The sequence below is a fragment of the Pantoea sp. USHLN256 genome (assembly GCF_037149875.1).
Taxonomy (GTDB): domain Bacteria; phylum Pseudomonadota; class Gammaproteobacteria; order Enterobacterales; family Enterobacteriaceae; genus Pantoea; species Pantoea nemavictus.
In genome coordinates, this window is sequence record NZ_JBBCQO010000003.1 from 340,518 (window position 1) to 363,940 (window position 23,423).

Sequence of the window (23,423 nt, forward strand, 5' to 3'; positions counted from 1 at the left end):
AAAATGGAATTTAGGACTATAGTTAAACCACAACGAGTTAGGAACATGGAGGAACTACATAGTGTCATCATCAGACCAATTTGAAACCCGCCTTGACGACGATCTGGCGCTGCTAACCGAAACGCTGGAAGAAGTATTACGCGCTTCGGGTGACCCGGCCGATCAGAAATACATCGAACTGAAACTCAAAGCTGAACAAGCGCTGGAAGACGTGAAATCACGCGTTAGCCAGGCGTCAGACAGCTATTACTATCGTGCCAAAAATGCGGCCTATCGCGCCGATGATTATGTGCATGAAAAACCGTGGCAGGGGATTGGCATCGGTGCCGCCGCTGGCCTGTTTGTCGGTTTACTGCTGGCACGACGCTAAGTTCTGCCGGGCGCGACTCGCTTCGCGCCCGATTTCTGCTCTTCCTGACCCCATTCCCTACCAAATCCTCTTTTCGCATCATCCGCGATTGTGTTTCGCCTGCGCGCTTCCTACAGTAAAGCGACAGGGATAAGGAGAACGCAACGTGATACGTGTAGAAATGCTCTCAACGGGCGATGAAGTGTTACATGGGCAAATAGTTGATACCAATGCCGCATGGTTAGCCGATGTGCTGTTCCAGCACGGATTACCGATGACCAGCCGCAGCACCGTCGGTGATGCGATGACGTCGCTGGTCGAAGCGCTGCAAAGCCGCAGCCAGATTGCCGACGTGCTGATTGTCAATGGCGGTTTAGGACCGACCAGCGACGATCTCAGCGCACAGGCCGCCGCCGCCGCCAGCGGTAGTGAATTGGTGATTCAACAAGCCTGGCTGGAGAAAATGGAAGCCTGGTTTGCCAGTCGCGGACGCGTTATGGCGCCGAGCAATCGCAAGCAGGCAGAAATTCCGGCAAATGCTGAGATGCTGGATAACCCGGTCGGCACCGCATGTGGCTTTGCATTGCAGCTCAATCGCTGCTGGATTTTTTTCACGCCGGGTGTACCGTCGGAATTTAAGGTGATGGTCGAGCAGGAGATCATTCCGCGTCTCAAAGCGCGCTTTGCGTTGCCTGAGCCGCCGCTGTGTTTACGCCTCACCACTTTTGGGCGCGGAGAAAGTGATATTGCCGCCGAGCTCGAGCCATTACCGCTGCCGGAAGGTGTGGTGATGGGGTATCGCTCATCAATGCCGATTATCGAGATCAAACTCACCGGGCCAGCCGATCAGCGCGTGGCGATGGAGCAGGTGTGGCAGCAGGTAAAACTGTTGCTGGCTGAATGCACTATCTTCGAAGGCACCGAAGGTTTGCCGGCGCTGCTGGCGCGCGAACTGCAGGATCGTGGCTTCCGTCTGGCGCTGAGCGAGCAGTTCACCGCAGGTTTACTTCACTGGCAATTGGCGGCCGCGGACGTAGCGCTCAGCAAGGCGGAGATCCTGCCAGCTCAGAATGAAGATCTGGAATCGCAGGTTGTGCGCACGCGTGATTGGGCGCAGCAACAGGGTTGCGCGCTGGCGTTATCTGTCGGAAATCTGGAAGAGGGTGAAGTGTCAATCGCACTGCACACGCCGGAAGCGAGCTGGGGCCAACGCGTCAAGTTCATGCATGGTCGTCATAACGCAGAGACGCGACAAAAAGTGGTGGCGATGATGGCGATGAATATGCTGCGTCGCTGGCTGCACGGCAGCGAGGTCAGCACCGGACACGGCTGGATTGATGTGCTGGAAACAGTGAAACGTTGATTCGAAGGGTCGCCATTCATGGCGACCAACAACTCAAAACTCGATCTCAATCTCCCCTTTAGCGCGACAGCAGCACGGCAAAATCTCGCCTTGCTGCACAAACGCCAACGGGGTCTCCGCATAATCCACTTCGCCTTTCAGCAAGCGCAGGCGACAAGAACCGCAATAGCCTTCACGACACTGAAACTCCACGCAAAGATTATTAGCTTCCAGCGTGGCCAGCAGATTAGGGTGATCTTCTGCGCACTCCAGCCGGGAGCCGGAGCTACGCAGAATAACAACTGAACGACTCATAATTACAGCTGGAAACCGTCGAAATCGTCTTCGCCCACTTCAGAATCAATCTGACCGACCAAATACGAGCTTACTTCGACTTCCTGCGGTGCAACCTGCACGTTGTCCGATACCAGCCATGAATTGATCCATGGAATGGGGTTCGAACGCGTCTGGAACGGCAGGTCCAGGCCAACGGCCTGCATACGGATGTTAGTGATGTACTCGATGTACTGGCAAAGAATGTCTTTATTCAGGCCGATCATTGAACCGCCGCTGAACAGATACTCTGCCCACTCTTTTTCCTGCTCGGCTGCTTTCTTGAACAGGTCGTAACATTCGTCGCGGCACTCGGCGGCAATCGCTTTCATCTCTGGATCATCTTCACCGGTACGCAGCAGGTTCAGCATATGCTGGGTGCCTGTCAGGTGCAGCGCTTCGTCGCGAGCAATCAGCTTAATGATTTTGGCGTTACCTTCCATCAGCTCACGCTCGGCGAAAGCAAATGAACAGGCGAAGCTCACATAGAAGCGAATCGCTTCCAGCGCATTGACGCTCATCAGGCAGATATAGAGCTGTTTTTTCAGATCGCGCAGATTAACGGTGACGGTTTTACCGTTCACCTGATGCGTGCCTTCGCCCAGCAGATGCCAGTAGCTGGTCATCTCGATCAGGTCATCGTAGTACTTCGAGATATCTTCCGCGCGCGCCAGAATCTGTTCATTGGTGACGATATCGTCAAACACCACCGCCGGATCGTTCACGATATTACGGATGATGTGGGTGTAAGAGCGCGAGTGAATGGTCTCGGAGAACGCCCAGGTTTCAATCCAGGTTTCCAGCTCAGGGATGGAAATCAGTGGCAGCAGCGCCACGTTCGGGCTACGTCCCTGAATCGAATCCAGCAGCGTTTGATACTTCAGGTTGCTGATGAAGATGTGTTTTTCATGCTCTGGCAGCGCCTGGTAATCGATACGATCGCGCGACACGTCGACTTCTTCCGGACGCCAGAAGAAGGAGAGCTGCTTCTCAATCAGCTTTTCAAAGATGTCATATTTCTGCTGATCGAAACGGGCAACGTTGACGGACTGGCCAAAGAACATCGGCTCTTTTAGCTGGTCATTTTTGTTCTGCGAGAATGTGGTGTAAGCCATTTTGAGTCCAAATGTGAAGAGGGCCGACCGTTGCCGGCCCTGACAAGATGAGATTAGATCTTACATGCGCCGCTTTCGCAGCCATCATCCTGAATGGAAGGGGCCAGATCGTCCTGTGCATCTTCCGCACCATCACGGGTGTTTTGGTAGTACAGGGTTTTCACGCCAAATTTGTAGGCGGTCAGCAGATCTTTCAGCAGCTGTTTCATCGGCACTTTGCCATTGGCAAAACGGCTCGGATCGTAGTTGGTATTCGACGAAATTGCCTGATCGATAAACTTCTGCATCACGCCAACCAGCTGCAGATAACCGTCGTTGGACGGCATTTCCCACAACAGTTCGTACTGATCTTTCAGACGCTCATACTCTGGCACCACCTGACGCAAAATGCCGTCTTTTGATGCTTTGATGCTGATGTGTCCGCGCGGTGGTTCGATACCGTTAGTCGCGTTCGAAATCTGTGAAGAGGTTTCGGATGGCATCAGCGCAGAGAGCGTAGAGTTGCGCAGCCCGTGCGTGGTGATCGACTCACGCAGACCTTCCCAATCCAGATGCAGCGGCTCATTGCACACCACATCGAGATCCTTTTTATAGGTATCGATTGGCAGAATGCCCTGCGAATAAGTGGTCTCTTTGAACCACGGGCAAGCACCTTGCTCTTTCGCCAGTTCGTTCGAGGCTTTCAGCAGGTAATACTGAATCGCTTCAAAGGTTTTGTGCGTCAGGTTGTTGGCGCTGCCATCAGAATAACGCACGCCGTTTTTCGCCAGGTAGTAAGCGTAGTTGATCACGCCGATGCCCAGCGTACGACGGCCCATGGCGCCGCGTTGGGCTGCCGGGATGGGGTAATCCTGATAATCCAGCAGCGCATCAAGGGCACGCACTGCGAGGGTCGCCAGCTCTTCCAGATCGTCAAGGCTGTTAATCGCGCCCAGGTTGAAGGCCGACAGCGTACACAAGGCGATTTCGCCGCTTTCGTCATTTACATCGTTGAGCGGTTTGGTCGGCAGCGCGATTTCCAGGCACAGGTTCGACTGACGAACCGGCGCGATGCTCGGATCAAACGGGCTGTGGGTGTTGCAGTGATCGACGTTCTGAATGTAGATACGGCCAGTTGAAGCACGTTCCTGCATCATCAGTGAGAACAGCTCAACCGCTTTCACGCGCTGCTTGCGGATGCTGTCGTCTTTCTCATATTTGGTGTACAGACGCTCGAACTCGTCCTGATCGGCGAAGAACGCGTCGTACAGGCCAGGCACGTCAGACGGGCTGAACAGGGTGATGTCTTCGCCTTTCAGCAAGCGGGTGTACATCAGCTTGTTGATCTGTACGCCGTAATCCATGTGACGCACGCGGTTGCCTTCAACACCACGGTTGTTTTTCAGCACCAGCAGGCTTTCCACTTCCAGATGCCACATTGGGTAGAACAGCGTAGCTGCACCGCCACGCACGCCGCCCTGCGAGCAGGACTTCACTGCGGTCTGGAAATGCTTATAGAACGGAATACAGCCGGTGTGGAACGCTTCGCCGCCGCGGATTGGGCTACCCAGCGCACGGATGCGGCCAGCGTTGATGCCGATACCGGCGCGCTGTGAAACGTATTTCACAATGGCGCTGGAGGTGGCATTGATAGAGTCAAGGCTATCGCCGCACTCGATCAGCACGCAAGAGCTGAACTGACGGGTTGGGGTGCGCACGCCGGACATGATCGGCGTCGGCAACGAGATCTTGAACGTCGAGATCGCATCATAAAAGCGCTTCACGTAATCCATACGGGTTTCGCGCGGGTAGCCCGAGAACAGGCAAGCTGCCACCAGAATGTAGAGGAACTGGGCACTTTCGTAGATTTCACCGCTGACGCGGTTCTGCACCAGATATTTCCCTTCCAGCTGCTTAACCGCGGCGTAGGAGAAATTCATGTCGCGCCAATGGTCGATGAACTCGTCCATCTGCTCGAACTCTTCGGTGCTGTAATCTTCCAGCAGATGACGGTCATATTTGCCCATCTCAACCATCTTCACCACCTGATCGTACAGCTTCGGCGGTTCAAACTGGCCGTAAGCTTTTTTACGCAGGTGGAAGATAGCCAGACGCGCGGCCAGGTACTGGTAATCTGGCGCATCACGGGAGATCAGGTCTGCGGCAGCCTTGATGATGGTCTCATGAATATCAGAGGTTCTGATGCCATCGTAGAACTGAATGTGTGAGCGCAGTTCAACCTGTGAAACTGAAACGTTGTTCAGCCCTTCGGCTGCCCAATCCAGTACACGGTGAATTTTGTCGAGATCAATGCGCTCCTGGCGGCCATCGCGTTTAGTAACGAGCAGACTTTGGTTCATGTCGCGTTTTTACCTGTCCATGCATGAATGACGTATTTATCCCCCATCTATGCACAAGGTCTATGCACAAGCCGCTCGTTGTGAGTAAGCCTGTGGATAAACACTATATATAGGGGGTGCGGGAAGTTTGAACAACAATATGGTGAGTATTCTAGTCAGCAATCTCTTCTTAACAAGAGTTGATTTTCACTAAAAAATCGTCCTTAGCGGCTGGCTAAAATCCTGGATCCGCGTGCCGCAAGGCCTGCACTTAGTGTCAACCGTTAAGCACTTTTTTTTCACTTTATGATCGGACGCGTGTTTCTTGTGCAACAACTGCGGTTCAGGAATTTTCTTAGGCCAAAAAAGCCCTGACAAGGCCGCCAGCAGCGAACTTATCTAAAATTGCTTATGAATTTTTTGTGACTTGTTCAGCCTATAAAAAAGGCTGCGGCGCGTCTAAAAGGAAATTGATCTGGATAGCAGGTCGCCCTACACGACGACCTGACAATGCAGCGAGAATTTTCGCAGGATACGCACTGATGCGCACCCGGCTGGTTAATCCTGACGGTGGGTATGAATCATGTAATTGACATCAACGCCACGACCGAGTCGGAACTGGTTGGTAAGTGGGTTGTAGTGCAGGCCAATCATATTTCTCTCACGCAGTGGCGTCTCATCCACCCAGTTCAGCAATTCAGCAGGACGGATAAACTTCTTCACGTCATGGGTGCCGCGCGGCACCATGCGCAGCACGTATTCGGCGCCAAACACCGCCAGCAGCCAGGCTTTGGGATTACGGTTAATGGTGGAGAAGAACACTTCACCACCCGGTTTTACCAGTTGCGCGCAGGCTAATACCACGGAACGCGGATCCGGTACGTGCTCCAGCATCTCCATGCAGGTCACCACATCATATTGACCGGCGTGACTTGTGGCGTGGTCTTCCACGGTTTGCTGCACGTAATTGACGCTAACGCCGCTCTCCAGCGCGTGCAAACGCGCCACTTCCAGCGGCTCCGCACCCATATCCAGTCCGGTTACCTCAGCCCCTTCGCGCGCCATGCTTTCAGCCAGAATGCCGCCGCCGCAGCCGACATCCAGCACTTTCTTACCAAACAGGCCATGGCTGTGCTGCGCAATCCAGCCAAGCCGCAGGGGATTGATACGGTGCAACGGCTTAAATTCACCTTCTAAATCCCACCAGCGGGATGCCACGGCCTCAAACTTAGCAATCTCGGCGTGGTCAACGTTCTGGCGGCTTTCCTGCGGTTGTTCACTCATTGAATCATCACTCCAGACAAAATATTCCCTCAGTATAAACGCTTAAGCGCTGTGAGCGCATCTCTGACGGCGAAGGAAAAGCGGGATTAAGCCCTGGTTTACGTTCACCGAAGGGAAGCGATGTGATATACTTTCGCACCTTTAAATCCGGGATTATGTAGAGGGATAGCGGCTCCATGAGCGACCTTGCGAGAGAAATTACACCGGTCAATATCGAAGAAGAGTTAAAAAACTCCTACCTCGATTACGCCATGTCGGTCATTGTTGGCCGAGCCTTACCCGATGTGCGTGATGGTCTGAAGCCGGTACACCGCCGTGTGCTTTTTGCCATGAGCGAACTGGGTAACGACTGGAATAAACCCTATAAAAAATCCGCCCGTGTGGTCGGTGACGTCATCGGTAAATATCACCCGCACGGCGATTCCGCGGTATACGAAAGTATTGTACGTATGGCCCAGCCGTTCTCCCTGCGCTACATGCTGGTTGACGGTCAGGGTAACTTTGGTTCGGTCGACGGCGACTCCGCTGCAGCGATGCGTTATACCGAAGTGCGTATGGCGAAGATCTCCTCGGAGCTGCTGGCTGACCTGGAAAAGGAAACCGTCGATTTCGTGCCGAACTATGACGGCACCGAGCAGATTCCTGAAGTCCTGCCAACCAAAATTCCTAACCTGCTGGTAAACGGTTCTTCCGGTATCGCGGTAGGTATGGCGACCAACATTCCGCCTCACAACCTCACGGAAGTGATCAACGGCTGTCTGGCTTTCATCGAAGATGAAGACATCACCGTTGAAGGCTTAATGGAGCACATCACCGGGCCAGACTTCCCGACGGCGGCGTTTATCAATGGTCGTCGCGGCATCGAAGAGGCTTATCGCACTGGGCGCGGCAAGATTTACATCCGCGCACGTGGCGAAGTAGAAACCGATGCCAAGACCGGCCGTGAAACCATCATCGTTCACGAACTGCCGTATCAGGTGAATAAAGCGCGCCTGATCGAGAAGATTGCTGAGCTGGTGAAAGAGAAGCGCGTTGAAGGCATCAGCGCACTGCGTGATGAATCTGACAAAGACGGCATGCGTGTTGTCATTGAGATCAAACGCGATGCGGTCGGTGAAGTGGTTCTCAATAACCTCTACTCACTGACGCAGCTGCAGGTCTCTTTCGGTATCAACATGGTGGCGCTGCATCAGGGCCAGCCGAAGATCATGACGCTGAAGGGCATCATTGAAGCCTTCGTGCGCCATCGTCGTGAAGTCGTGACGCGCCGTACCATTTTCGAACTGCGCAAAGCGCGCGATCGTGCCCACATCCTTGAAGGCCTGGCAATTGCGCTGGCGAACATCGATCCGATTATCGAACTGATTCGTCGTGCACCAACGCCTGCGGAAGCGAAACTGGGCCTTCTGGCACAGTCGTGGGATCTCGGTAACGTTGCCGCCATGCTGGAACGTGCCGGGAACGATGCCGCGCGTCCGGAGTGGCTGGAAGCCGAGTTTGGTATTCGCGATGGTCAATATTATCTGACCGAGCAGCAAGCCCAGGCGATTCTGGATCTGCGCCTGCAGAAACTGACCGGCCTGGAGCACGAAAAACTGCTCGACGAGTACAAAGAGCTGCTGGATCAGATCGCTGAGCTGCTTTACATCCTGCAGAGCGCTGAGCGCCTGATGGAAGTGATCCGTGAAGAGCTGGAGCTGATGCGCGATCAGTTCGGCGACGCACGTCGTACTGAAATCACCGCTAATAGCGCCGATATCAACATCGAAGACCTGATTAATCAGGAAGATGTGGTGGTAACGCTGTCGCATCAGGGTTATGTCAAATATCAACCGTTGACCGACTACGAAGCCCAGCGCCGCGGTGGCAAAGGCAAATCAGCCGCACGTATTAAAGAAGAAGACTTTATCGATCGTCTGCTGGTGGCCAACACCCATGACACCATTCTGTGCTTCTCAAGCCGTGGCCGTCTCTACTGGATGAAAGTCTATCAGCTGCCGGAAGCCAGCCGTGGTGCGCGCGGTCGTCCAATCGTCAACCTGTTGCCGCTGGAAGCCAACGAACGTATCACCGCCATCCTGCCGGTGCGTGAATACACGGAAGGCTTCAACATCTTCATGGCAACCGCTAGCGGTACCGTGAAGAAAACGGCGCTGCAGGAGTTCAGCCGTCCGCGTAGCGCGGGCATCATCGCCATCAACCTGCGTGAGGATGATGAGCTGATTGGTGTGGCATTAACCAACGGTAGCGACGAAGCGATGCTGTTCTCTGCCGCCGGTAAAGTGGTGCGCTTCGCTGAAACTGCAGTACGTGCGATGGGCCGTTCGGCCTCTGGCGTACGCGGTATCAAGCTCTCCGCCAACGACAAAGTGGTGTCGCTGATTGTGCCACGTGAAGAGGGCGCGATCCTCACCGTGACGCAGAACGGTTACGGTAAACGTACCGCCAACAGCGAGTATCCAACCAAGTCGCGTGCGACGCAGGGCGTCATCTCGATTAAAGTCACCGAACGTAACGGCCCGGTTATCGGCGCGGTACAGGTGGTGGACGGCGATCAGATTATGATGATCACCGATGCCGGTACGCTGGTGCGTACCCGCGTGTCGGAAGTCAGCGTGGTTGGCCGTAACACTCAAGGCGTGATTCTGATCCGTACCGCGGAAGATGAAAACGTTGTGGGTCTGCAACGTGTTGCTGAGCCGGTGGAAGAGGAAGAACTCGACGCCATCGACGGCAGCGTAGCGGAAGGCGAAGAAGATATCGCGCCGGAAGTGGACAGCGATGACGAAGCGCCGGAAGCGGACGACGAAGAGTAATCCGTAAGGTTGTTGAAAACGGCAGGTCAGTAAATTGACCTGCCGTTTTTTTATCTGAGTTTTACGCTAACGGCGCACGCCAACTGGCTTTTTAGGGCCGATAAAGCTAGTGTATGAGAGTTTTTCAACATCCTGATAACCCCTTGCCGCCAGTGAGCCTCTTTTGAAATATCTCGTCTCCTTTCGCACCACGCTCCGTATTTCGCGCTATCTGTTTCGTGCGCTGGCGTTGCTGCTCTGGGCGCTGGGTGCGCTGCTGACCACTTTCTACATCATCAACGTGCTGCATGAGAAAGAAAACGCGGTTCGTCAGGAGTTTGCCACCAATTACGGGCAGATGGAGTGGTATATACGCCACTCGGCGGATGTGATGCGCGAACTGAAATACATCACCGAAAATCGCCTGAGCAGCAGCGCTAACGGTTTGGATGTGATCAACGGCTTACCGCCGGGCAAAGGGACGCTGCCGCAGTTCACACCGCTATTTTCCGATGGCGACTGCACCTCAATGAGCAACACCTGGCGCAATTCGCTGGATTCGCTCAGTTACTACATCAATTACTGGAAAAGCAATTTCGCCTCGGCGTATGAATTGAACCGCGTGTTCTTCATCGGTGGCGAAAATCAGTGTCTGGCAGATTTCACCATCGGCAGCAACAATACGGTCGATCGCGAACGCAGTCTGAAAGCGCTGCGCGAGCGCGTGCTGCACTATCGCAACGGCAATGAAGAAGAGCGCCGCCAACCGATGTACTGGATTACCAGCAGTGCGCAGCCGGGCGTAGGCAACTTCTATATGGTGATGCCGGTGTATGTGGCCAACAAGCTGCAGGCGCTGCTGGGCGTAGAGCAGAATATCCGTCTGGATGAGTTTATTCAGCCGGGCGGTTTACCGCTGGTGGCGACCATAACCGATGAAAACTATCGTCCACTGATCAGCTCGCGTCGCGGCGGGCCGGGTTATTCGCTGGACGATCTGCCGGATAACAACACCTGGTTTGGCTATCTCGACAGCTATCGCCAGCTGGTGCTGAAAAAACCGTTGCCGCCGTCGAATCTCAATGTGGTGTGGTCACTGTCGACCAACGTATTGATGGATCAGCTTAAGCTGATGCTGATTAACGCGCTGCTGCTTAACATCTTCACGGCAGTGATTTTATTCACCCTGGCGTGGATATTTGAGCGCCGTATGTTCCTGCCGGCAGAAGAGAATGCGCATCGGCTGGAAGAGCATGAACAGTTTAACCGCAAGATAGTCGCTTCTGCGCCGGTAGGAATTTGCATTCTGCGCACCAGTGACGGCACCAACATTTTGAGTAATGAGCTGGCGCACAACTATCTGACGCTGCTAACGCAGGAAGATCGCCAGCGGCTGAATGAAATTATCGGCGGTCAGCAGGTCAACTTTGTTGATGTGCTGACCGGCAGCAACACCAACCTGCAAATTAGCTTCGTGCATTCACGCTACCGTAATGAAAACGTAGCAATTTGCGTGCTGGTGGATGTCTCGGCGCGCGTACGCATGGAGCAATCGCTACAGGAGATGGCGCACTCGGCCGAGCAGGCAAGCCAGTCGAAATCGATGTTCCTGGCCACCGTCAGCCACGAGTTGCGTACCCCGCTGTACGGCATCATCGGTAACCTCGATCTGCTGCAGACCAAAGTGTTGCCGAAAGGAGTGGATTCGCTGGTGACAGCGATGAATAACTCGTCAAGCCTGCTGTTAAAAATCATCAGCGACATTCTCGACTTCTCAAAAATCGAATCTGAACAGCTAAAAATCGAACCGCATCCGTTCTCTCCACGCGAGGTGGTCAATCACATCGCCAGCAACTATCTCTCATTGGTGGTACGCAAGCGGCTGACGCTGTATGTGTTTATTGAGAACGATGTGCCGCTGACGATGGATGGCGATGCCATGCGTCTGCAGCAGGTGATTTCTAACCTGCTAAACAATGCCATCAAGTTCACGCACACCGGCTGCATCATTCTGCATGCTTACGTGAAAGAGGGCTATCTGGCGTTCCGCGTGCGTGATACTGGCGTCGGTATTCCGGCCAAAGAGGTGACGCGTCTGTTCGATCCGTTCTTCCAGGTGGGATCGGGCGTGCAGCGTAATTTCCAGGGAACCGGGCTAGGCCTGGCGATCTGTGAAAAACTCATCAACATGATGGATGGTGATATCGAAGTTGATTCGGAACCGGGCATGGGCAGCCAGTTTGTGGTGCGGATTCCCATCTATTCCGGTCAACTTGCGGCGCCACCGCTGCTGGATGGCTTGCAGGAAAAAGCCATCTGGCTGGATATGCGCAATGAGTATCTCGCCAGCTTCCTGCTGCGCTTGCTGCAGCAGCAGGGTATTCAGGTGGCTTATTACCACGGCCAGGCGGCAAGCGATGATGTGATCATCAGCGATCATGATGAGCTTCCCGCACCAAGCGGGCGCGCGCGTATTCGCATCTGTGGTGAGCACATCGATATGCCGCATGAAACGGAGCCCGGTCGCTGGATTCAAAGCAGCGCGATGTTACACGATTTGCCACAGCTACTGGGCCGCATCTATCGCATCAACATCAATAGCGAAACCGCCGCGCCGCTGCAGCTGGTGGCAGCAAAAGAGGCGGCAACCTTTGAAGATATTATCGTGCTGATCGTGGATGACCATCCTATCAACCGTATGCTGTTGTCAGAGCAACTGGGCACCGTCGGTTATCAGACCAAAACGGCGCAGGATGGGGTGGATGCACTGAATGTGCTGAGCCGCAACCACATCGATATTGTGCTGAGCGACGTCAATATGCCGAATATGGATGGTTATCGCCTGACACAACGTCTGCGTCAGTTAGGACATACGTTCCCGGTGATTGGCGTAACGGCGAATGCACTGGCGGAAGAGAAGCAGCGCTGTATGGAGGCAGGAATGGATAACTGCTTGTCGAAACCCGTGACGCTGGATGTACTGATAAGCACGCTGGCGGTATACGCGGAACGCGTCAGGAAAGGCAGGGAAGGGTAAAGCGAAAACAGGCGGAGCCGAAGCGCCGCCTGTTGAGGATTACTCTTTGTCGACCTGAGTAGCGCTAACAGAAGAGAGATAGTTCAGCAGCGCAATATCGTTTTCCACGCCCAGTTTCATCATTGCTGATTTCTTCTGGCTACTGATGGTTTTGATACTGCGGTTCAGCTTCTTGGCAATCTCAGTTACCAGGAAACCTTCGGCGAACAGACGCAGCACTTCGCTCTCTTTCGGCGACAAACGCTTGTCACCGTAACCACCGGCGCTGATGCGCTCCAGCAGTTTTGCCACGCTTTCCGGCGTATATTTTTTACCTTTCTGTAAAGCAGCCAGTGCTTTAGGCAGATCGGTTGGTGCGCCTTGTTTCAGGACAATCCCTTCAATATCCAGATCCAACACCGCGCTCAGGATCGCTGGGTTATTGTTCATGGTAAGAACGATAATCGAGAGATCCGGATAGTGACGTTTGATGTATTTGATCAGGGTGATACCGTCACCGTATTTCTCGCCTGGCATCGAGAGGTCGGTAATCAGGACATTGGCGTCCAGTTTAGGCAAGCTGTTTACTAATGCTGTTGAGTCTTCAAACTCACCTACAACGTTAACCCATTCGATCTGTTCCAGCGACTTACGGATACCGAACAAAACGATCGGATGGTCATCGGCAATAATTACGTTCAAGTTATTCATCTTATTGGTTACCTTGCTGCAGCAGTTGGCTGACGTAAGCGTCAATTTCACTGGTGGTATTTTTAATGGTTAAATCGTCACATACTTTTATGTGTTGTTCTAACGCTTCACAAAGCTGTTTACCTGACACCAGATTGAGCATGGCAAACACGCCTTTCAGGCGATGTGCTGTCTGAGCAAGCGAGGGATAATCCTTTTCCGCCGCTTCAGTATACAGTCTCTTCACATCTGGCGGTACTGTCTCGGTAAACAGCTGGAAATAGCCTCCGCTCATCAGCGGCGTGGCTGCTTCATCTTCGCTACTCTCCTCCATCAAGTCATGAGAAAGTTGCTTTTCAATCAGGGCCAGTAGCGCATCAAGCAGCGCATTACTGAGATTGAAGTTGACCCGGAATTGCCGATCGTTCAACGCGTGATGGCCCATCTCGTCACCGGCCAGTAACAGCGCCCAGCCGTTCAGGCGCGCGGGATCGTCGGTCACCAGCACATCATGATCCTGACCGGTCAAACGTTCGTCCGAAGTCAGGCATTTGGCGCCCCAGTTTTCCAGGTGGCGACACACAATTTTGTGTACGTCTTCAACGGCGATATCCACCAGCGCGGTGACGCCTTCCAGCAGCTTCTCTTCCTGCTCACCTTGCTGTTCTTCTAATGCCAGCGGCAGTTGAATATTGTAGCGCGTACCGATATCGGGTTTGGCGATGATCTCGAGCTGCCCGCCCATCTGTTTACACAGCTGCTTACACAGGAAAAATGCCATGCCAGATGCCTGACCGAAGCGGTCCTGCGTGGTTTCGCCCAGATAGGGGAAATCGACATTCGCCAGTTCGTCGACGCTCAAGCCGGCGCCGGTATCCACCAGTTGCAGCAGCACCTGATTCGGCTTCTCTTCGCTGGACTTAATCTCCAGCGTAATTTTGCCCCAGCGGGTGGTGGTGAGCGAGTAGTGCATCAGCGTGGTCAGCACTTTACGCAGCGCACGACGATCGCCAAAGCGCATTTCGTCGTTGGCTAAATGGTTGTTCATCACCAGCGCCAGGCCTTTGCGGCGCAACAGCGGCAGGCTTTCCAGCGCGATCTCATCCAGCATATCCTGCAGATTGAACACGCTGGCATCCGGCGACCAATCATGCGCTTCAAGGCGATTGAGCAGCACGATGTCATCGACCAGGCGCGCCAGGCCCTGGCTTTCGTCGAGCAGATCAAGCACGCTCTCGTCATCATCACGCTGGCTAAGTTGCACCAGCTGCGTGACCATACTTTGCAGCGGACGATTCAGTGCGTGTCCAAGGTTATGCATCAGCTGCTGGCGCATCTGGTGGTTGCGATCTAACACCTGCTGCGCCTTCTGCAGCTTCTTATTGACCAGCAATTCGCGGTCCTGATCGCGCATCATAAACAGCTGCGTATGCGGCGATAACACGCTGCGCGCGTGGCGGATCTCATACACTTCATTATTGATGGTCGCCTGCAGCACGCCCTGATGCTGATCGGACATATTGATGATTTTCTGCAGATTGAGGTGCGGCAACAGATGCTCCGCGATCTTATTGCTGAGCAGCGTGCGGTTGGTGGCGAAGTCATACACCAGCAGGCCAACCGGCAAACTGGCAACAATCTCTTCGTTCAGCATGCGCAGGGAATCGAGCTCGGCGCTTTGGTTCTCATTCGGGCGCAGCGATTGCTGACGCAGCAGCGTAATGCCGGCAATCGACAGTAAAAACAGCACAAGGTTGATCAGCAACGGCCACATCAGGTTATGCAGCGTATCCAGCGCCAGGCTAGTGAGCGGCACGCGATACACCAGCTGTAATGAGGTGCTCGGCAGCGAAGCGGCGATCTCCAGATTGGGATTAACCAGCGCTACGTGCGTGGTTTCACTGCTGGTATCGTCGCTATTGGTAGTGGTTGAGGTTTGCGTGGCGTCCTGCCGCAACTGGAAGTTCTCCAGCGGCATATTACGCGGAATCAAATCGTTAACCGGCAGATCGAACGCCACCACCGTGGCTAAATGGCCCGGCTGATTAAAGGTGGTGCGCAGCGTAAAGTAGTGATCGTTTTGCCAGGCAAAATGGCGCAGCGGCGAGAAGCTTTCACGTTCATCCAGCGCATTGGCCTGCTGCAACATCTCCGCGCGGCGGCTATCAACCATGGTATTGATCGCGCTCTCTTTATAGCGCGTTGCCATATCTTTCAGCGGCAACGTTGAGATCATGATCAGGCTATTGTCCTGACCATTAAGGAAGTACATCGACCAGGTCGGATTTTCTGCGCCCCACAGCGTATCCAGATAGTTGGACATGCGCATGGTCATATCCAGCGTGCTGCCGTCGTGCGAACCGAAGATCAGCGCTTCCGTTTTGCGTCGGGTTTTTTCCAGATAGTAGACATCCGGGCGCAGGCGGGTTTCCTGAAGATTGCTGTTCGGCGACGAACCGGCGGCGCTGGTGGCGAGGTTTTCATAGATCTGCCAGGTAGCAAAGCGCGACGCATCGATGCGTTTCTGCATGGCGCGCGCCAAATCAGTCATCGCATAGCGCTTCTCAGTAATCCAGGCATTAACGCTGTTATGCACCATCGCGCCGAGCGCCAGAAAAAGCACCAGATTAAACACCACGAAAAAGCGCGTTACATTGCCGGATGTCAGAGGAAATTTATAAGGCAGCATAGTGTCTCAGGACCATGGAATTAGCGCGCAACCCGTCGGGCACTGGCCGCGACGGCCAGCAGCAGCAGAGCGATAAGTAAAAATGCGCCACTCAGGCTGATCCACTGGGAAATTAATCCGATTAAAGCCGGACCTGAAAGAATACCCGCATAGCCTAACGTTGTCATGGCCGAAATCGCCAGATTCGACGGCATATCGTGTTGATTCCCGGCAGCATTGAACAACATCGGCACCGTATTGGCGAGGCCAAAGCCCACCAGCAGGAAAGCCAGCAGCGCGATTTGTGGCCACGGCAGCAACACCGCCAGCGTCATCCCCGCTGCCGCAGCCAATGCACCGGTCAACATCACCGGATAGCGGCCAAAGCGCTGAATCACTTTATCGCCGGTTAAGCGACCAATGGTCATCGCCACCGAGAACACCGCATAACCCAAACCGGCGTGCGCAGGGCTCATCTCCGGGCTTTGCAGCAGCAGCAGCGCGCCCCAATCCAGCACCGCGCCTTCGGCAAGAAACAGGGTAAAGCACAGCAAGCCGAGGAAGGCGACCCAGCCGCGCGGGATCACCAGCCACGGTTGATCGGGCTGATGCAGGCGCTCGGTCATCAACGTCGGCAGGCTCCACAGCAGCAGCAACACAATCAGCACCATCACCACGCCAACCGCCTGCAATAGCGTCAGACCCGCGCCAAGCAGCAGGCTGACGGAGCCCGCGCCAATAATGCCGCCCAGGCTGAAGAAACCGTGGAAACCCGACATCATCGGTTTATCTGCCGCTTTTTCCACTTCAACAGCCTGCACGTTCATGGCGACGTCCAGCATACCGAGCCCGGCGCCAAACACCATTAATGTTGCGGCCATCTGCCACATCACATCAAGCGTGGCCAGCAGCGGCAGAACTGCCAACACCACGAGCGTGGAACACAGCATTACCCGACGACCACCAAAACGCGCGATCAAACCACCGGTAACTGGCATCGCCGCCAAAGAGCCAATGCCAAGGCACAGCAGCAATCCTCCGAGCGATGCACCGCTCAGCGCCAGACGCTGGCTGGCAAACGGCACCAACGGTGCCCAGGCGGACATAGCCAGTCCGGCGATAAGGAAAACGATACGTGTTCCTGCATTGACACGGTGGTGCAATTTATTCTGCTGCGCGGCGTCCAGTGCTGTCATAAAGAGTGTTTTTCATTAGCGGATGAAGCGACGAAGTTTAGCATTAAAGCCGGCGTCAAACCTGGCATCCCACACGAATGGTGCGTGAGGTTTAGCGCCTGAAACAGGCATATTACCGATTTTTTACCTGACGCTACGCTTTTCCAGAACTTTCCTGGCATGTGCCAACCAAAACTAGAGTGACTTAAGTAAAATTTTTTCTGGCGATTGTTGCAGTATACTGATGAAAGTTTCCGCGCCACACGCGGCTTACACGTCATTATCCTGGCGCTGTCGCAAAGCGCCTATTTCCGGATTTTCGCCAATAGGCAGCGACCACCTAAAACCGATATGTTAGTCATCCCATCGGCTCCCGATGCGGAATATAGCGAGATCGATATTATTTCTCCTCTTTGGGAGAATTTTGCTGTGGTTTACTTTCATCCTTGTTACCTGCTGGTAACCCGTTTTCATCAGGCGAAGCGGGCCGTTTATTAACGGCCTGTATGGCGCACCGGTTCGCTTAAAGCATTAATAAGCATAATGACTGCTGCAACGCATTTCCTGTAACGAGGTTATCTATGTCTTCACATCAATCTGAACAACAATTAGCGGCAATTTTGCAATCCGCGGTCAGCCTTTATCCGGTGACGGACGATGCCGCCAGTCTGCAAACCCGCAGTGTCGACACCACACCGCCCGCGCCTCTGCGCCCGTATGAGCCGATTGCGCAAGATGGCGTGATTGCCGCCTGGGAAGCGGGTAAAAATATTCATCTGCGCGGCCGCGCGGAGTCCGAACTGGGCGCCACGGTCACCCTGACGTTCAACGGTGAAAGCTGGCACAGCACGGTAAATAAGTGGGGTTACTGGAATGCCTCCATGCCGCCTTCAGTGCTGCACGGATTGGCCGACGGGGCTTACTCACTTACGCTCACCATCACCGACAAAGCCGGTAACAGCACCGATACTCAGGTTGGCTTTGGTGTGTACGTGGATAAAACCGTAAAACCGACGCTTAGCGTGGATACCATCAGCGGTGACAATGCCGTCAGCGTTGCCGAAGGGATTTATGGCGTAGAGGTACATGGCAACGTCACACATATGCCGGTGAATAGCGCCATTACGCTCACCTTAGCCGGGAAAAAATACCTCGGTGGCGTCAATGAGAAGGGCGAATGGACCGCCACTATTCATGAGCAGGATCTGCAGGTACTCAAGGATGGCGTGTACAGCCTCAAAATCAGCGCTACCGATCCCAACGGCAAAACCACCTCCACGTACCAGGACATCACGCTAATTACCCACGTTAGCAGCTTGCCGCATATCAGCTTCGACAAGGTCACGGCAGATAACGTCATCAATAAAGAGGAAAGCCTTAACGATCTCACCTTTAGCGGCGCGCTCTCGGTGGTGGTGCCGGGCCAGCAGCTGTTACTGTGCAGCGGTGATGCGGTTTATCACGCGCAGATTGGCAGCGATGGTCATTGGCAGGTGACAATTCCGGCCAGTGAAGTGGCGAGCTTTATCGCTCTGGGTGAAGTCCGCGTTTATGCACTGGACGGTGCCGGTAACAGCACCGACTCGCTGCTGGAGCTGAATGTGGTCACCCAACTGCCAGCCATCTACTACGAAATTAATATCGGCGGCGATACCACGCTCAACCAGCAGGAAGCTCAGCACGATCTTAGCTTCTATCTGGAAGGGGTAAATCAGCTTACGCTCAATGGTAAAAATTACACGCCGGTCGCGGGCATGGTGACCATTAGCGCCGAGGATCTTCAGGCCTTGCCGGATGGTGAAGTATCGCCGATCGCTACGCGCTGGGATCAGTACGGCAATCATGACACCCAGGTCATTGAGAATCTGTTCAACGTTGCTACCCATCAATTGCCAACCATCACGCTAAACCAACCGTTTGGCGATGGCGTGCTGGATGCGGCCGAGGTGAATAACTGGCATCTGATTCAGGGCAGCAGCAGCCACCTTGAGCAGGGCAGTTTGGTCACCTTAACGCTCGGCGATCAAAGTTATAGCGCTACGGTTAAAGCCGATGGCAACTGGGCGCTGACCATTCTGGCCGGCCAACTTGCCCCGCTGGATGATGGCAGCTATCAGATGAAAGTCAGCGCGCAGGATAAAGCGGGCAATATCGCGACGGCGACGCGACCGGTGACCGTCGATAGCCACGAAGCGGTGGCGCAGGTTAGCAGCGAGCAGCTGGACACGCTGCTGGTGAATGTTACTGATAGCAACGTCAGCCAACACGATCAGCACAGCGATGCCACCGCCAGCCGCATGGTGGAAAGCCACTACAGCGCCAGCGACAGCAGTTACACCCTCGCCGATCATGTGCAACAGCAACATCAGGTGCAGACATTGGTGTAATCCGCATACCAACCGCTAGCGCCTGCTAGCGGTTGCCTGCCTACTTTACTTTTACGGGACTCCAGGGATGACTGCACAACCCTTCAACAGCGACAACGGCATCGCGGCGATGCTGCGCGTGGCGGCACGCTTCGGTAAGCCGGCTGAGGGCAATACGCTACGCCAGCAAATGCGCTGGTTTCAACATCTGGCTCCTGCGCAACAGTTAGCCCGTTTGGCTGGGCTGCTGGGCCTGCATTTGATGCTGGTTCCTCACCAGACGCTGCGCTGGCGTCAGGAGATTGTGCCAGTGTTACTGCTGCTGGAAAATGGCAGCGTGGCGCTGATCGAAGAGGTTGATAGCGACGGTGGCGCGCGCTACTGGCTGAGTGAAAGTGGCGATGTGATCCGCGCAGCACAATTAAGTGATTTACTTGCGCAGGCACAGACGGAAGTGGGGGTGATTGGCGTGGCGGCGCGGGCGCGTGATGCGCGTATCGATGAATTTGTGCAGCCGTATCAGCCACACTGGTTCTGGCACAATTTTCGCGGCATGCAGCGGCGTATCGCGGAAATCAGTCTGGCCTCGCTGGTGGGCAACGTGCTGGCACTGGCTGGCATTCTGTTTTCGATGCAGGTTTACGATCGGGTCATTCCCGCGCAGTCACAGCCAACGTTATGGGTGCTGTTTGCGGGTGTGCTGCTGGCTGCGGCGGTGGAATATCTCATCCGCCTGATGCGCACTCAGGTCTCCGATTTGATGGGTAAACGCATCGACCTGAAAATATCGGCCATGTTATTCGCGCGGGCGATGAATATTCGTAACGAAGCGCGGCCGCGCTCGACCGGCTCCTTTATTGCTCAGCTGCGCGAGATTGATCAGGTGCGCGAACTGCTAACTTCAACCACCGTTAACGCTGCCGCCGATCTGCCGTTCGTTTTGTTGTTCCTGCTGATTATGGCGTCGATTGGCGGTTTGCTGGTGCTGATTCCGCTACTCGCCATACCGCTGATCGTCATTCCGGGTTTACTGGTGCAGATTCCGATGGCGCGATTGGCGCAGGAAGGCTTGCGTGAGAGCGCGCTGCGTCAGGCGGTATTGGTGGAAACCCTCGAAGGCGTGGAAGACATCAAGGCGCTGCAAGCCGAGCCCTACTTTCAGCGTCAGTGGGAGCAAACTCACGAAGTGAGCGCGGGCATCAGTAATCAGCAACGTTTGTGGGGCGCGCGGCTCACCGGTTGGTCAGCTAGCGTGCAGCAGCTGACCTACGCCGGCATGCTGGTGTTTGGCGTTTATCTGGTGCTCGACAATCAAATAACGACCGGCACGCTGGTGGCGTGTAGCTTGCTCTCATCACGCACCATTGCGCCGCTGATGCAGCTCACTATGGTGTTCTCGCGCTGGCAGCATGCCAAATCGGCCATGAAAGGGCTGGATGAACTGCTGAAAAAACCGCTCGATCAGCCCGATCACGCCACACTGGCGCACTGTCCGGTGCTGAGCGGGCACTATCAACTGCAAAATGTTCACTATCGCTATGACGACGAGAACGGCAATAGCGTGCTGAACATTCCACAGCTGCAGATTACGCCCGGCGAGCGCGTGGCGATTCTGGGAAAAGTCGGCGCGGGTAAATCCACGCTGCTAAAAATGCTGGCCGGCCAGGCGCGCGCCAGTCAGGGAAAAGTGCTGGTCGATGGCGTGGATCTCACCTGCATTGATCCGGTCGATCTGCGTCGTCAGCTTGGCTGGTTATCGCAGGATTCACGGCTATTCTTCGGCACGCTACGCCAGAACCTGCTGCTCGGTAATCCGCATGCCAGCGAACAGGAGATGCTGCAGGCGCTGCGCATCAGCGGCGCGTTGACCCTGGTGCAGCAGGATGCCGCCAGCCTTGATCGCATTATTCATGAAGGCGGGCGCGGTTTATCCGGCGGCCAACGGCAAATGGTACTGCTAAGTCGGCTGATTCTTCGTCAGCCGCAGGTGGTGCTGCTGGATGAACCGACAGCGGCGATGGATGAACAGCTCGAAGCACAGGTCATTCGCCAACTGGCGCAGTGGGTAACGGGGCGCACGCTGGTGCTGGTCACGCATCGGCCGGCGTTGCTGCGTATGGTGGACCGCATCGTGGTGATGGATAACGGCCGCATTGTGGCGGATGGTGCGCGCGATGAGATTTTACGCCATGCCAGCAGCCACAAAGGAGATGCCGCATGAGTGTGGTCATGCTGGATAAAGATCTGGCGCGGCGCGAACGTCGCACCTCGGCAATCATTTGGCTATGCGTCGTCGCGCTGCTGCTGTTTCTGCTGTGGGCGCACTTCGCTGTGCTGGATGAAGTCACGGTGGGCATTGGCAAGGTCACGCCCTCCAGCCGTGCGCAAATGATTGATAGCCTTGATGGCGGCATTGTGAAACAGCTCGACGTACACGAAGGCAATATCGTGCAGCGCGGCCAGGTGCTGGCAACGCTCGATCCCACTCGTTTCCAAACCAATTTTGGTGAGGCGATAGCGCGCGTGCGCACACTGCGCGCCTCGGCTGAGCGTTTACAGGCCGAGCTCAGCGATCGACCATTGATCTTCAGTGCCGATATTCTGCAGCATCCCGAGCTGGTCGCGCGCGAAACGCAGCTCTATCAAGCCAGACGGCAAAATTTTGTTGAGACCATTGACAATCTGCAGCAATCGCTGGCGCTGGTGCAGGCGGAACTCAACGTGACGGAACCACTGATGCTGCGCGGTGCAGCGGGCAAGGTGGATGTTATTCGTCTGCGCCGCCAGGTTAGCGATCTACGCGGTAAAATCGACGAAGCGCGCAACGACTACTATGTGCGCGCCCATGAAGAGCAGGTGAAGAACAATGGTGAGCTGGATGCGCAGCTGCAGGTGGCGGCGGGTAAACAGGATCTGCTGACGCGCACCACGCTGCTGTCACCGGTACGCGGCATTGTGAAAGATGTGCGGGTCACCACCGTGGGCGGCGTGCTGGAGCCGGGTGGCAAGCTGATGGAGATTGTTCCGCTCGAAGATCAGCTGCTGATTGAAACGCGCATCAACCCGCGAGATATCGGCTACATTCGCCCAGGTTTGCCTGCCGTGGTGAAGATCACCGCTTACGACGCCTCAATTTATGGCGATCTGCATGGCGAGGTCGAAACCGTTTCGCCGGATACGCTGCAGGATGAGGTGCGGCACGAAGAATTTTACTATCGCGTGTATGTCCGTACGCAAAAAGCCGAGCTGACTAATAAAAGCGGCCGCAGGTTCGCCATTATGCCCGGCATGGTGGCAAATGTGGAGATTAAAACCGGTCAGAAAACCGTCATGGATTATTTGCTTAAGCCACTGAATAAAGCTAAAGAATCACTGCGTGAGCGCTAATATTACGCGCCGGGTAATATTCCAGCAATCTTTGTTGTGCACGGAAATTAACATTACCATTTTAAGGCTATACATTGAACAAAATGTGCGGAAAGCGGCAAATAATGCCTCGGAATTGTCTGGGTTAATTTGTCTCGCGTAATTAACTTTACGCAATATAATCGCTGGGGCTGAATTTTGGGCAAAAAAATGCCGGACAATCTTGTCCGGCGGGAAATTAGGGTAAATCAAATCATTCGGGGTGAATGAAGGTAATAATGAAATAAATGATGATAGCGAGATAATTGTATGCTCTGGATGACGATGAGTTTTGTCATTCAGTGCGAAAATGTAATTCATGTAATTTGCTGTTTTGTAATGTTTTAAATCCATGTTGTCATTAAGTGCTATATTTTTTACCTATCTGTGCTGGTTATTAGTTCCCCAAAAATTACATCCTGAAATAACTTTTTAATACAATGAAACAGTTTTGGAAATTTAGTATCATTTTCGTGATAGATTATTGCCCAACATAAAATAACAATGGCTTGCCGGCTGAATTTTTAATCGTTCAGTTTGCAGTGGCATAAATAAAGGCACATTAAA

15 protein-coding genes are annotated in these 23,423 nt (G+C 54.3%); 8 read left to right on the plus strand and 7 right to left on the minus strand.

Annotated features, from left to right (window positions below; genetic code table 11):
- The first annotated feature begins 61 nt into the window (after nucleotides 1–61).
- Both elaB and WFL93_RS10880 read left to right on the plus strand, forming a co-directional pair.
- Nucleotides 62–370: a stress response protein ElaB gene (elaB, locus tag WFL93_RS10875; RefSeq protein ID WP_007889349.1), complete on the plus strand. Its 309-nt coding sequence runs from the start codon at nucleotides 62–64 to the stop codon at nucleotides 368–370.
- Nucleotides 371–515: 145 nt separating this feature from the next.
- On the plus strand, nucleotides 516–1,712 hold the full coding sequence (locus tag WFL93_RS10880) for a nicotinamide mononucleotide deamidase-related protein YfaY (RefSeq protein WP_336778094.1): 1,197 nt from the start codon (nucleotides 516–518) through the stop codon (nucleotides 1,710–1,712).
- A gap of 33 nt (nucleotides 1,713–1,745) precedes the next feature.
- Here the strand turns inward: WFL93_RS10880 and yfaE are convergent, their stop codons facing one another.
- The 4 genes from yfaE to ubiG form a co-directional block, all read right to left on the minus strand.
- A complete protein-coding gene (gene yfaE / locus WFL93_RS10885; protein WP_007889353.1) occupies nucleotides 1,746–2,006 on the minus strand; it encodes a class I ribonucleotide reductase maintenance protein YfaE in 261 nt (86 codons plus the stop codon).
- A gap of 2 nt (nucleotides 2,007–2,008) precedes the next feature.
- Nucleotides 2,009–3,139, minus strand: coding sequence for a class Ia ribonucleoside-diphosphate reductase subunit beta (gene nrdB / locus WFL93_RS10890; protein WP_007889356.1), 1,131 nt, complete (start codon nucleotides 3,137–3,139; stop codon nucleotides 2,009–2,011).
- A 53-nt stretch (nucleotides 3,140–3,192) separates the two neighbouring features.
- The gene (gene nrdA, locus WFL93_RS10895; RefSeq protein WP_007889359.1) at nucleotides 3,193–5,478 is read right to left on the minus strand and encodes a class 1a ribonucleoside-diphosphate reductase subunit alpha; all 2,286 of its coding nucleotides are present in this window, start codon (nucleotides 5,476–5,478) and stop codon (nucleotides 3,193–3,195) included.
- Between the two features lie 537 nt (nucleotides 5,479–6,015).
- Entirely contained in the window at nucleotides 6,016–6,741 is a 726-nt protein-coding gene (gene ubiG / locus WFL93_RS10900; protein ID WP_049852882.1) for a bifunctional 2-polyprenyl-6-hydroxyphenol methylase/3-demethylubiquinol 3-O-methyltransferase UbiG, read from the minus strand.
- A 176-nt stretch (nucleotides 6,742–6,917) separates the two neighbouring features.
- On the opposite strand from ubiG, the gene gyrA reads away from it, so the two are divergent.
- Both gyrA and rcsC read left to right on the plus strand, forming a co-directional pair.
- Nucleotides 6,918–9,557 carry a DNA topoisomerase (ATP-hydrolyzing) subunit A gene (gene gyrA, locus WFL93_RS10905; RefSeq protein WP_049852881.1) on the plus strand — a complete coding sequence of 880 codons (2,640 nt, stop codon included), beginning with the start codon at nucleotides 6,918–6,920 and terminating at the stop codon, nucleotides 9,555–9,557.
- Nucleotides 9,558–9,720: 163 nt separating this feature from the next.
- Nucleotides 9,721–12,573 carry a two-component system sensor histidine kinase RcsC gene (gene rcsC / locus WFL93_RS10910; RefSeq protein ID WP_007889368.1) on the plus strand — a complete coding sequence of 951 codons (2,853 nt, stop codon included), beginning with the start codon at nucleotides 9,721–9,723 and terminating at the stop codon, nucleotides 12,571–12,573.
- A 39-nt stretch (nucleotides 12,574–12,612) separates the two neighbouring features.
- On the opposite strand, the gene rcsB is transcribed toward rcsC, so the two are convergent.
- Genes rcsB through WFL93_RS10925 form a run of 3 tightly spaced genes read right to left on the minus strand, consistent with a single transcriptional unit; the run spans nucleotide 12,613 to nucleotide 17,106 of the window.
- Entirely contained in the window at nucleotides 12,613–13,263 is a 651-nt protein-coding gene (rcsB, locus tag WFL93_RS10915) for a response regulator transcription factor RcsB (RefSeq protein WP_007889370.1), read from the minus strand.
- Nucleotide 13,264: 1 nt separating this feature from the next.
- Complete coding sequence (rcsD, locus tag WFL93_RS10920) at nucleotides 13,265–15,928, minus strand: phosphotransferase RcsD (protein WP_180823681.1); 2,664 nt, start codon at nucleotides 15,926–15,928, stop codon at nucleotides 13,265–13,267.
- 23 nt (nucleotides 15,929–15,951) lie between these two features.
- Complete coding sequence (locus tag WFL93_RS10925) at nucleotides 15,952–17,106, minus strand: MFS transporter (RefSeq protein WP_336778095.1); 1,155 nt, start codon at nucleotides 17,104–17,106, stop codon at nucleotides 15,952–15,954.
- A gap of 210 nt (nucleotides 17,107–17,316) precedes the next feature.
- Between WFL93_RS10925 and WFL93_RS10930 the strand changes: the two genes are divergently transcribed.
- The 4 genes from WFL93_RS10930 to WFL93_RS10945 all read left to right on the plus strand — a co-directional run bounded on the left by WFL93_RS10930 (nucleotide 17,317) and on the right by WFL93_RS10945 (nucleotide 22,838).
- Nucleotides 17,317–17,583, plus strand: coding sequence for a hypothetical protein (locus WFL93_RS10930; RefSeq protein ID WP_157178879.1), 267 nt, complete (start codon nucleotides 17,317–17,319; stop codon nucleotides 17,581–17,583).
- Nucleotides 17,584–17,666: 83 nt separating this feature from the next.
- Nucleotides 17,667–19,472 (plus strand): Ig-like domain-containing protein, encoded by a 1,806-nt coding sequence (locus tag WFL93_RS10935; protein ID WP_336778096.1) that lies wholly within the window; start codon nucleotides 17,667–17,669, stop codon nucleotides 19,470–19,472.
- Between the two features lie 67 nt (nucleotides 19,473–19,539).
- On the plus strand, nucleotides 19,540–21,672 hold the full coding sequence (locus tag WFL93_RS10940; protein WP_336778097.1) for a type I secretion system permease/ATPase: 2,133 nt from the start codon (nucleotides 19,540–19,542) through the stop codon (nucleotides 21,670–21,672).
- The gene (locus WFL93_RS10945; protein WP_336778098.1) at nucleotides 21,669–22,838 is read left to right on the plus strand and encodes an HlyD family efflux transporter periplasmic adaptor subunit; all 1,170 of its coding nucleotides are present in this window, start codon (nucleotides 21,669–21,671) and stop codon (nucleotides 22,836–22,838) included. Before WFL93_RS10940 ends, WFL93_RS10945 begins: the two co-directional genes overlap by 4 nt.
- Nucleotides 22,839–23,423 lie beyond the last annotated feature (585 nt).